At 36.4% G+C, this 9,489-nt stretch carries 9 protein-coding genes and 1 pseudogene; 4 read left to right on the plus strand and 6 right to left on the minus strand.

Annotated features, from left to right (window positions below):
- Positions 1-123 precede the first annotated feature (123 nt).
- Together G6Q48_RS15820 and G6Q48_RS15825 are read left to right on the plus strand one after the other, a co-directional pair.
- Positions 124-1,122, plus strand: coding sequence for a 2-hydroxyacid dehydrogenase (locus G6Q48_RS15820; protein WP_166267510.1), 999 nt, complete (start codon positions 124-126; stop codon positions 1,120-1,122).
- 14 nt (positions 1,123-1,136) lie between these two features.
- Positions 1,137-1,574: an META domain-containing protein gene (locus tag G6Q48_RS15825; RefSeq protein ID WP_102140370.1), complete on the plus strand. Its 438-nt coding sequence runs from the start codon at positions 1,137-1,139 to the stop codon at positions 1,572-1,574.
- 70 nt (positions 1,575-1,644) lie between these two features.
- On the opposite strand, the pseudogene grxB reads toward G6Q48_RS15825, so the two are convergent.
- Positions 1,645-2,282, minus strand: a pseudogene (gene grxB / locus G6Q48_RS15830) (glutaredoxin 2).
- Between the two features lie 199 nt (positions 2,283-2,481).
- Between grxB and G6Q48_RS15835 the strand changes: the two are divergent.
- On the plus strand, positions 2,482-3,072 hold the full coding sequence (locus G6Q48_RS15835; protein ID WP_166267495.1) for a DJ-1/PfpI family protein: 591 nt from the start codon (positions 2,482-2,484) through the stop codon (positions 3,070-3,072).
- Between the two features lie 487 nt (positions 3,073-3,559).
- On the plus strand, positions 3,560-3,862 hold the full coding sequence (locus G6Q48_RS15840; RefSeq protein WP_102140367.1) for a helix-turn-helix domain-containing protein: 303 nt from the start codon (positions 3,560-3,562) through the stop codon (positions 3,860-3,862).
- Between the two features lie 101 nt (positions 3,863-3,963).
- On the opposite strand, the gene G6Q48_RS15845 is transcribed toward G6Q48_RS15840, so the two are convergent.
- The 5 genes from G6Q48_RS15845 to G6Q48_RS15865 all read right to left on the minus strand — a co-directional run.
- Complete coding sequence (locus tag G6Q48_RS15845) at positions 3,964-4,995, minus strand: fimbrial protein (RefSeq protein WP_102140366.1); 1,032 nt, start codon at positions 4,993-4,995, stop codon at positions 3,964-3,966.
- Entirely contained in the window at positions 4,986-7,466 is a 2,481-nt protein-coding gene (locus G6Q48_RS15850) for a fimbria/pilus outer membrane usher protein (protein WP_166267497.1), read from the minus strand. The genes G6Q48_RS15845 and G6Q48_RS15850 overlap by 10 nt, the downstream gene beginning before the upstream one ends.
- A gap of 9 nt (positions 7,467-7,475) precedes the next feature.
- Positions 7,476-8,177 carry a fimbrial biogenesis chaperone gene (locus tag G6Q48_RS15855; RefSeq protein ID WP_102140365.1) on the minus strand — a complete coding sequence of 234 codons (702 nt, stop codon included), beginning with the start codon at positions 8,175-8,177 and terminating at the stop codon, positions 7,476-7,478.
- A gap of 109 nt (positions 8,178-8,286) precedes the next feature.
- Positions 8,287-8,742: a fimbrial protein gene (locus G6Q48_RS15860; RefSeq protein WP_166267499.1), complete on the minus strand. Its 456-nt coding sequence runs from the start codon at positions 8,740-8,742 to the stop codon at positions 8,287-8,289.
- Positions 8,717-9,489, minus strand: a 773-nt coding sequence (locus tag G6Q48_RS15865) for an IS4 family transposase (RefSeq protein WP_166267501.1), incomplete at its 5' end; no start/stop codon positions are given. The genes G6Q48_RS15860 and G6Q48_RS15865, both read right to left, overlap by 26 nt.

The following is a 9,489-nucleotide window of genomic DNA, read 5'->3' on the forward strand; positions in this document are numbered from 1 at the left end:
ACCTATTTTCTTAATTTATAGGTGATTTACAAACTTAATTGTCTTATTCTGAGTTTATATTTTGTAGGTACACCTTTTTACCTACTCTTTTCTAATTGGTTCCTAAAAATTGGAGTCTTTATGATGAAAATTGTTTCTTATAGTACCAAACAGTATGACCGCAAGCACATGGAACAAGTTAATCAAAATTCTGGATTTAATTTTAGTATTGAATATTTTGATTTTCCATTGACGGTTCAGACAGCGAAAAATGCTGTTGGTGCCGACGCTATCTGTATTTTCGTTAACGACGAAGCTAATCGTGCTGTTTTAGAAGAACTTGCCGCACTCAATATTCGAATTTTAGCTTTACGTTGTGCTGGCTTTAACAATGTTGATTTACAAGCAGCTAAAGAATTAGGTATCCAAGTTGTTCGAGTCCCTGCTTATTCTCCTGAAGCCGTTGCAGAACACGCAGTTGGGATGATGCTATGCCTTAATCGCCGGATCCACCGGGCGTACCAGCGCACGCGAGATGCAAATTTCTCTCTCGAGGGATTAACAGGTTTTAATATGCATAACCGCACCGCTGGCATTATCGGTACCGGGAAAATTGGCCAAGCGACACTACATATTTTAAAGGGCTTTGGAATGCGTTTACTCGCACATGACCCATACCCAAACCAAGCTGTTTTAGATTTGGGTGCTGAATATGTTGACTTAGATACTCTATATGAACAATCAGATATTATTTCTCTTCATTGCCCATTAACACCTGAAAATCATCACCTACTCGATGAAAATGCATTCAAGAAGATGAAAAATGGGGTCATGATCATCAATACAAGTCGAGGTGCGTTAGTCGATTCTGTTGCCGCCATTAATGCACTAAAATCACAAAAAATTGGCGCATTAGGTATGGATGTATATGAAAATGAACGTGATTTATTCTTCGAAGATAAATCTAATGACGTAATACAAGATGATGTTTTTCGTCGACTTTCTTCTTGTCATAATGTGTTATTTACTGGGCATCAGGCGTTTTTAACAGAAGAAGCATTAACAAGTATCAGTCAAACTACGCTAAATAATATCCGTCAAATTAGTTGTGGGGAAACTTGCCCTAATATTGTTAACGCATAGTTGGATCTGGGATTATGAAACGCCTAATTCCACTTACTATTTTGGGTTTATTGCTAGCAGCATGCCAAACTCATCAAGTCAATGCGCGTAATGATGACCAAGCACTTGAAAATAAATTGATGCACCACCGTTTTATTTTAACTGAAGTAAATGGTAAGACGATTAACAGTAAACAGACCGCCCCTTTCCTTGCTTTTGGCGAAAAAATGTTTGTTTCTGCATCAATGTGTAATGATTTCAACGGATTTGGCAATATCAAAAACGCAAAAATTACCGTAAAAAATTTAAGTAGGACTGAACTCGAATGCGTTGATGAAGATTTATCCAAATGGGATTCAATGATAAATCGAGCACTGTCTGAAGGTGCGATAATTTCATTGAAAAACAACAAACTAGTGTTAACTCAAGGCCATTACAAGTTAGTATATACACTACGTGACTACGTCAATTAACGAATATAACCCGCCTCTTTTAGAGGCGGTAAACGTTTGCCAAAAAACACTAAACTGGCAGCTAGATAGACTATTTAGCCTTATCAAATAACAAATTAATATTCGAAGATTTTGCAATTCGTTCCATATAGTTGCGAATGTTTGTGCTAAATGCTAAGTGCTCAACTATGCTCAAACTACGTAAAGTTGGAAAAATAATAAAATCATTAATATCAATGACCTCCCCCCGTGTTTCTAGCCACGCATCTAATAACGACAGTTGGGGCTCTAATTCAACTAGCAGCGTATGCGTTTCTTTTTTAAGCTCGTTTAAATCACCATAAGATTTTGATGTTCTAGCGATATATGCAGCTCTGGCTTCTGCTGTACTAATTTCAGGGAAATCAGTTTGTGTAAAACGTGGTGTCACAAGCTTATATACCACAACAGAAACCGCTTTAGACCAAGCCTCTATTTCAGGGGTTATGTTTCCTCCTGCATATTTAGGTTCATTAATGCTATCTACATAATGCACAATATCTAAGCTTTCAGGTAAATAACTCCCATCATCTTTTGTAGAATAGGCAACATTTTCCGACCAATCATTTTTGTCGGTGTTTCGATGTCATCATCGAATAACACAATTTGCTCTACCGCTAACTTTTTTAAACCAAAAATCATTCTTGCTCTGACACAAAATGGGCAGTGATCATAAATATATAATTTCATTGTTAACCTCGCTAGTTTGGTATTAAAAGCCCAATAGGTTTTATACAGTATACTTCAGTGCCCATATTTATGCTTTATCACGCTTATGAAATTTTGTTTATCACTAAGTAATATAAGTATATTAGAGTGCACAAAATCCCAATCATAAAATATATAACGTGGCACAATATACTCAACAATGACAACATCTGAGAAAAATATGTCGCTAAACTCTATCGCAATTATCCTTTTTGATAATTTTGAAACCCTTGATGTCATGGGGCCTGTTGAAGTATTTGGTAGCTTAAAAGATTGCCAAATTGTATTTATCTCACCTTCAGGAGAGCCCATGCGCAGTTCTCAGGGAGTTACACTTAATACCTTACCTATTCAGACCCCTTGCTATCAATGTATTTTGATACCTGGAGGGCAAGGTACTCGCTCATTATCGAAAAATGATCAGTATATTCAGTGGCTAAAAAAACAAGCCGAGTTTGCAGAGACTGTCATTTCCGTTTGTACTGGCTCCGCACTTCTTGCTCAAACGTCTCTTTTAAATGGCTTTAAAGCTACGACAAATAAGCTATCTTATCAGTGGGTAACTTCTCTTAATAACCAAGTGTTATGGCAACCGAAAGCTAGATGGGTTCATGATAATAAGTTTTATACTTCATCAGGCATTAGTGCAGGTATTGATATGTCATTACAGATTATTTGCGATTTTTATGACCAAAGTATTGCAAGTAATATCGCACTTAAAATGGAATACATATGGAATCAAAATGCTAAACATGATCCATTCTCTAAGTAATCATTTAAGATGATTTAAGATTGTATTTAATATCAATTAAATTGGTATATGATTAATATTATTGATCTGTACCTTTATTTTTAAAAAACGATTATTTAGATTAAATCAGCCAAAACAAAAAATTAACATTTTAAAACGATCCATTAACTTTACCACTATAACACCAGTGTTATAATAGAAATTATAACTAGCTGATTTTAAATCAAAAATTTAACAAAATTGAGAGGCGGAAATAAGATATTAAAAATTAAATTTAAAGACCTCACCGTGGGGAATAATAAATATAGATATTTTTACTTATGTAATTATAATAACCACATCATAAATAATGTTATTATACTGCAAATGAACAAGTTATAAATAGAGATTCTCATCATAATTATGTTCATAAAAACTTTTAAATTCATTTGTTTTTTAATATACTATCGAGCGTAATTTAAATTAAGTGCATTGAATAATAATCTTTCCTATAAATTGAGGATGTCATATGGACATTCATACTATAATTGGTATTAAAATAAAAAACCGGAGAAAAGAACTCGGTCTATCAGGCGCTAATTTAGCTGAGAAATTAAATTTAAGCCAACAACAAATATCACGTTATGAAAATGGTATTAACAAAATTCCAATTAATCATTTAGTTGATATCGCTGAAGCATTAAATTGCCCGATTGAATGGTTTTTTCAAGGTTATACAAGCGGACTAAAAATTGAAAAAAATGATGAATTTGAACAATCAAATAAAGAGCGACAGTATACTGCAGAAAGCATAATCGTTGATTTAAAATGATTTTCCTATAATAATTACGTATTATCATTTTGAATGACAGAATAAAGGTTGAGTCTAAATATGAAATCAACCTTTATTATTGAATAAGATATTTTTAATAATTAATCATATGTAATATCAAAGCGCATTTGAGCATAAACCTCTCCCGGTGTAGTTCTATCTTCATATTGAAAATAACGAGCAGTAAGTTCTATATCGATATCTTTAGTATCATTATTATTTAATGATGCTACATGATATGGGCGGCCAAAATTGATTGGGCTTTTATCTTTTCGCTGTATAACTTGAACACCAATTCCTTTTGCTGGGCTATATGTGCTTTGGTTTGCTAAAACACCATTGACTTGAGTACCCGTTGCTTTAATTCCGCTAAAAGTCACATCAATATTAGTTTTTCCTGTAAAACTAGTACCACCACTACATTTCAATTTTATTGTAAAATCTTTTTCACCTGCAGGTTGGTCTCGCGCTGTTAATTGAACTCGTTTTATAGGGTCTAACATTACATTTTGATTTTCACCACTTGTCACTTGGCAGGATGGCGAAACGATAGTAATAGCATTTGCATCTAAATAACTAACTAAGATTGGACTGTTATTAGGTTTATATCCATAAGTAGTATAGATACCACTTGCGAGTGTTCCGGTTCCTGTATATTTAGCCGTTTTTATTATACTTAACGTAAAAGTAGAATCATTTAATGACATTGGGGTAGTATAATATCCCACATCTATAGGAAAAGTACTTGGGTAAGTCATAGAATGCTGCCGACCCGATGAGCGGTGGAATTTTAAACCAATACCTTCAACATTCGTTTGATACACTTTTCCACCAATATCACGTAGGTCAGGCATCACGACTTCAGCCTCAATATTCACCTTTCCACGGCACCAGAGGTAAGTTTGATTGGTATTCATTGTATAATCTTGCGTTTTAATTACACTACCAACCGGGAGGTTAGGATCAACAACTATTTTTCCTAGCCTCATATCTACTCTATATGCAGGCTGGTTCGTTCTTTCGCAACTATTCCTATTGATACGTTCTGTCCACCAATTGTTTGCAGATACTCCATTTGCGGTAAATAGTAACCCTACCCCAATATACCAAAACCATTGATTTTTTATTGACATAGAACTTCCTTACTATTTCCTGCAGCTAATGAGAATGTACATTGACCTTTATCCCACGTAATAATGGCATTAGTTGCAATTTCACTGCTAATGAACACCATACCACCTTGCCCAACAATACCGATTGACTCACCTTTTTGGTCTGTCACATTAGCGCCAAATGGTAGAGGTTTGTTATTAGGCCTTTTAACGTTATAAATCACATTTTTTTCAATCTTAGTACCAAATTTAACCTTAACAACACTACCTTCATAAGGAACTATTTGTGATGACATATTTTCAAAAATAATATCTTCGGAACTGCCTTTCGGGTCAATTTCGATTTTATTAGTGCGATAAGCCCTTACATAAGGCGCAATAGCGTAACCATGACTATCAATTGTCGTCCCCATCGCCCCTACCACTGATGCACCTTCTGCGCCTTTCGCCTCAATCAATGCAATTGTGGTTGCATTATTCGGCGTTAGCGTTATTCCACCAGAGTGCAAAACTAATGACCCATTTGCGCCTACACCATATTGGCGATAACCTTCACCTTGGCTGTAATTCGCATTTGTATTGGCTGACGATGTACGGTAACTAGTATTAAGACCGATATTTTTCGCACCACCATTTGCAACTGAAGTATTGATACCGTATGTCCAATTGTTATCACGGTCAAACGTACCACTGGTTCCTATTTGGCTACTTCCGAACTTTTCATTATTAAATGTAGTATTTGACGTTAAGGTAGATACCTGATTCTCTCCCCAATAAAGAGGAATACTCAAGTTCACACCGATCCTGTCATCTTTTTTATCATGACTATTTTGTGTATACACCCTCATAAATGACAAACCATATGAAAGGCGATTGATGCTATTGTTGTAACTTAGTTGATATTGTTTTTCTGTTCCTGACTTATCCCAATAACTTGAAATACGCCCCATGAAATAAATTCCACCATAACCTTCAGGTAAATTTTGGTTAATAGTGTAACTGAAACCATTCTTTTCACGCCCTAATGTATCGACAACGCCACGTTTATCGTTATCAATGGCATAAAGTGCATTATTAATATTGTAATAATCTTTCGTAGAATATCGATATGCTGCTAACACAAGGTTTGTGTCTGTTTCAGTGAATAACTTATTAAATGTAAAACGATAACTTTGCCCATAATCTGTACGATGATTAAATACAATACGAGATTGCGTTACATCAATTGCAACCGCACCAATCCCAGTATTAATACCGCTTCCTAACAAATAAGCTTGGTAATCATCAAAAGCAGTGACCCCACCATAAAGAGTAAATGTATTATTAATCCCATGCTGAAGAGTCGCTTGCATAACAAAAGGACGATTTCTTAAATTTTCAGAATCAGATTTACCACCCGCTATTTGGTAACGCGTAAACCCTGGACGTAATAATTGTGCTAACGAAGAATATGGCACACTAAAATTAGTCTCACTACCATCAGCCTCTTTTACTGTAACATTCAAATCATTACCATAGCCGGATGGATAAACATCATTCAAACTAAATGGCCCAGGAGACACGGTTGTTTGATAAATAATATTGCCATTTTGCCGAATCGTCACTAAGGCATTACTTTGAGCGATCCCTCGAATTTCGGGCGCATAAGTTGTCATCCCATCTGGATACATATTGTCATCAGTTGTTAGCTTTACACCTCTCAAGCCAAAACTATCAAATAGGTTACCATCCGTATAAAACTGCCCAACCGTCGCTTTTGATTTTAATGCAGCAATGGGTCGCTGAAGATAGGTTTGATTACTGTTCCAGTCCGACCCCGCAGAGCGCTGCCAACTCAAATTTCCTATATGTTTCAGTAGCCAACCATCATAGCTCAAGCCAGCATTAACGCCTAAATAAGCGCTAGAGCTGTCTGAGCCTTGGTTTCCACTGATATGGCTATCATAGTAATTAGCCATATAACCAATATTTAACGCAGGAATTCCTGTTTCCCAAAATTGGGGAGAGACATAACCACGAGAAATTTTTTGTTCATATATTTGCGGTACAGAAATATCTAAACGAAGTGTCGACGTATGAAATATATCTTTAACTTCTTTGTCACTGTTCCACTCATCCAATGGCAGGCAAGTGTCACTATTTTTATCAATTGATGAATTAAATTTTTCAGTATCAATACCTAAGTTTGAAAGTAACTCTGGGGTGTAACAAACCCCTAATTGTTTATTTTTTTGTTCTTCAAAATTAAGTTCGTAACGCCCTTTCCAATCATTATTCGTGTATACATCAACTGAATACTTTCCTGGGCTAATCCCTGTGGCATTAAAGCGATCTAAGTCAACATTGTCTTTACTTCCCATGATAAAGCCACTGTTGAATTCATAGGTTTCTTCTTCCGCTGATGCATAGAATATGGGAACAATCCATGACGTAATAAAGCAGACTACAGAGAGTGTATTGCTATATTTATTGTTTAACTCTCGCTGTTTCATTATATATTCCTATTTTGCAGTTAGAGTCACCGCAACATCTGAACCATAGTCATTAATATTGTTAACAACAACCTTACTACCTGACTTAATTGCCTGCTTTAATTCAACTAATGTCTGATTTTTGGGTTCTATCAAAACAGTCTTATCTGTGAGGCCTACTTTCCCATCGGTGGATATTTTTGTAACCGTAATATAAAAAGGTGTTGGATTTTCAATAACAATATTCTTACCATTTGTTTTGATAACTAACTGTTCAGGTGCTAATTCTCGGCTACCTAGCCCAACAGGTCGGTAAAAGAACTTAAAACGAGAGCGAATTGCTAGTTGTAAAACATTCTGCATTTCTCCATCTTTGCCTTTTACGGTAGGCGGAATATCGAGAATATTGAGCCACCATAAGCTTTCCCTATCTTGAGGAATTTGCCCTTTATCCATCAACTTTATGCGTAAATTTTGACCACCCTTTGCTTCTACTCGAGAAACAGGAGGGGTAATTTGAAATGGGGTTTTTATCGTATCAGGTGTTTCTGATGCATTACCTGTATCAAGCCAAGCTTGAGCAACCGCTGGACGTTCTGCCGTATTTGAAAGTTGTACTGTGATCTCTTTCTCATCTCCAGGGTAAATAAACCTCGTACCATTAACAATTATATTGTTAGCAAACGAATTAATACTGAAGATAAAACAACATGCTAATACGATAGCTTTCATTTAAACCTCAAAACATAAAAGCGGCAGTGTTCTACCGCTTATTGCAATAATATCGATTAGTGTTTCACTACAACGTTAATAACACTAATTTAAAACAACCAACCTATTCTTATTGGTAAGTGATTTCGTAAGTTGCGTAGCTTTTTACTTCACCCGCAGTAACTTCTGTTGGCTTGTCAGTGATGTAACCTACGTAATATTGGAAACGCGAACCATCAGTAATTTTGCTTGTTAGCATGGATGGCTGTTGTTCACCGGCCGCAGCACCTGGAACGATGAATTTCTTCGCATCATCAGCAGATAGAACGAATTGAATGTTTTTTGCACCATTAATATCAGTATTTGCTAAATAACCTGATTTTTCACTACCACTTAATAAATTACCGCCAGTCCACACTACACCGATCGTCTTAGCATCTGCTGAAGTTGCTGAACAGTTAGTCACATCAATTGCAAATGTTTTTGGTTTTAATAATGTACCTTTACCACCTGCTTGAACTTCTTCTAATGAAATTGGTGCTAAGTACTGAGAGATCCCCTCATAATTTCCCCAAAACGTAACCATGTGTGAATAGATTTTGAGTAAGCAGGGTTGCAGCCATGAGTAAGTCTTCCCTTGTTATTGTGTAGCCAGAATGCCGCAAAACTTCCATGCCTAAGCGAACTGTTGAGAGTACGTTTCGATTTCTGACTGTGTTAGCCTGGAAGTGCTTGTCCCAACCTTGTTTCTGAGCATGAACGCCCGCAAGCCAACATGTTAGTTGAAGCATCAGGGCGATTAGCAGCATGATATCAAAACGCTCTGAGCTGCTCGTTCGGCTATGGCGTAACCCTAGTCCGTAGGCATGACTTTTCAAGTCTCGGAAGGTTTCTTCAATCTGCATTCGCTTCGAATAGATATTAACAAGTTGTTTGGGTGTTCGAATTTCAACAGGTAAGTTAGTTGCTAGAATCCATGGCTCCTTTGCCGACGCTGAGTAGATTTTAGGTGACGGGTGGTGACAATGAGTCCGTGTCGAGCGCTGATTTTTTCGGCCTTTAGAGCGAGATTTATACAATAGAATTTGGCATGAGATTGGATTGCTTTTAGTCAGCCTCTTATAGCCTAAAGTCTTTGAGTGACTAGATGACATATCATGTAAGTTGCTGATAGGTTTCCAGTTTTCCGCTCCTAGGTCTGCATATTGTACTTTTCCTCTTACTCGACTTAACCAGTACCAACCCAGCTTCTCAACGGATTTATACCATGGCACTTTAAAGCCAGCATCACTGACAATGAGCGGTATGGTGTTACTCGGTAGAATGCTCGCAA

This window comes from Providencia sp. M-27, assembly GCF_011077905.1.
GTDB classification, from domain to species: domain Bacteria; phylum Pseudomonadota; class Gammaproteobacteria; order Enterobacterales; family Enterobacteriaceae; genus Providencia; species Providencia huaxiensis.

Excerpts from the sequence above, each read along its gene's own strand:
- G6Q48_RS15820 (WP_166267510.1), top strand. The coding sequence starts at position 124 with ATGAAAATTGTTTCTTATAGTACCAAACAGTATGACCGCAAGCACATG.
- G6Q48_RS15825 (WP_102140370.1), top strand. The coding sequence starts at position 1,137 with ATGAAACGCCTAATTCCACTTACTATTTTGGGTTTATTGCTAGCAGCA.
- G6Q48_RS15835 (WP_166267495.1), top strand. The coding sequence starts at position 2,482 with ATGTCGCTAAACTCTATCGCAATTATCCTTTTTGATAATTTTGAAACC.
- G6Q48_RS15840 (WP_102140367.1), top strand. The coding sequence starts at position 3,560 with ATGGACATTCATACTATAATTGGTATTAAAATAAAAAACCGGAGAAAA.
- G6Q48_RS15845 (WP_102140366.1), bottom strand. The coding sequence starts at position 4,995 with ATGTCAATAAAAAATCAATGGTTTTGGTATATTGGGGTAGGGTTACTA.
- G6Q48_RS15850 (WP_166267497.1), bottom strand. The coding sequence starts at position 7,466 with ATGAAACAGCGAGAGTTAAACAATAAATATAGCAATACACTCTCTGTA.
- G6Q48_RS15855 (WP_102140365.1), bottom strand. The coding sequence starts at position 8,177 with ATGAAAGCTATCGTATTAGCATGTTGTTTTATCTTCAGTATTAATTCG.
- G6Q48_RS15860 (WP_166267499.1), bottom strand. The coding sequence starts at position 8,742 with ATGGTTACGTTTTGGGGAAATTATGAGGGGATCTCTCAGTACTTAGCA.